This window comes from Exiguobacterium sp. s64 (assembly GCF_018618035.1).
Lineage (GTDB): Bacteria > Bacillota > Bacilli > Exiguobacteriales > Exiguobacteriaceae > Exiguobacterium > Exiguobacterium mexicanum_A.
Genome location: NZ_JACSLH010000025.1, coordinates 1 through 931, shown reverse-complemented (window position 1 = coordinate 931; position 931 = coordinate 1). Strand labels below are relative to the sequence as shown.

At 49.1% G+C, this 931-nt stretch carries 6 tRNA genes and 1 rRNA gene; all 7 read right to left on the bottom strand.

From position 1 onward, the window contains the following. Positions 1–100: 100 nt before the first annotated feature. Positions 101–176: transfer RNA gene (locus KNP64_RS14750), tRNA-Ala, on the bottom strand. A gap of 11 nt (positions 177–187) precedes the next feature. Then, positions 188–264, bottom strand: a tRNA-Pro gene (locus KNP64_RS14745). 7 nt (positions 265–271) lie between these two features. Further along, positions 272–348, bottom strand: a tRNA-Arg gene (locus tag KNP64_RS14740). A gap of 31 nt (positions 349–379) precedes the next feature. Continuing rightward, positions 380–466 (bottom strand) — tRNA-Leu (locus KNP64_RS14735). Positions 467–500: 34 nt separating this feature from the next. Continuing rightward, a tRNA-Thr gene (locus tag KNP64_RS14730) sits at positions 501–576 on the bottom strand. Between the two features lie 9 nt (positions 577–585). After that, positions 586–661 (bottom strand) — tRNA-Val (locus KNP64_RS14725). A gap of 11 nt (positions 662–672) precedes the next feature. After that, positions 673–788 (bottom strand): 5S ribosomal RNA (rrf, locus tag KNP64_RS14720). Positions 789–931 lie beyond the last annotated feature (143 nt).

Here is a 931-nt window from a genome sequence, read left to right as displayed (position 1 = left end):
GATATAGCTCTTTAAAAATGACGAAGCTTGCGCTTCATTCAAAAATTGTAAAACTTTTTTGCCTCATCGTTCAGTTTTCAAAGTTCGTCAGTTTAAAAATTGGTGGAGCCTAGCGGGATCGAACCGCTGACCTCCTGCGTGCAAGGCAGGCGCTCTCCCAGCTGAGCTAAGGCCCCAAAAGTTATGATGGTCGGGAAGACAGGATTCGAACCTGCGACCCCTTGGTCCCAAACCAAGTGCTCTACCAAGCTGAGCTACTTCCCGAAATAGATGGTGCACCCTGAGAGATTCGAACTCCCGGCCTTTAGATTCGTAGTCTAACGCTCTATCCAGCTGAGCTAAGGGTGCGAGACGAATGAACTTTCATGGGATATTAAGATGGTACCGAGGGCCGGACTTGAACCGGCACGAGGAAACCCTCGCAGGATTTTAAGTCCTGTGCGTCTACCAATTCCGCCACCCCGGCAAGGTATAATTCATGCGGTAGACTATTTTAAAAATGGTGCCGGCGAAAGGATTCGAACCCTCGACCCTCTGATTACAAGTCAGATGCTCTACCAACTGAGCTACACCGGCAGGTGTAAATGGTGGAGGATGACGGGATCGAACCGCCGACCCCCTGCTTGTAAGGCAGGTGCTCTCCCAGCTGAGCTAATCCTCCAAATATGTAATGCCTGGCAACGTCCTATCCTCACAGGGGGAGACCCCCAACTACTTTCGGCGCTGAAACGCTTAACTTCCGTGTTCGGCATGGGAACGGGTGTGGCCGCTTCGCTATCGCCACCAGACATATATGAGATTAACATTATCTCAACATAATGTCAACTCTTTTTTAAGAGATTGTTCTCTCAAAACTGAAGACTCATCAATTCACTCAAACCGTTAGACTAGATCAAAGCCTCGACCGATTAGTATCATTCAGCTCCACACG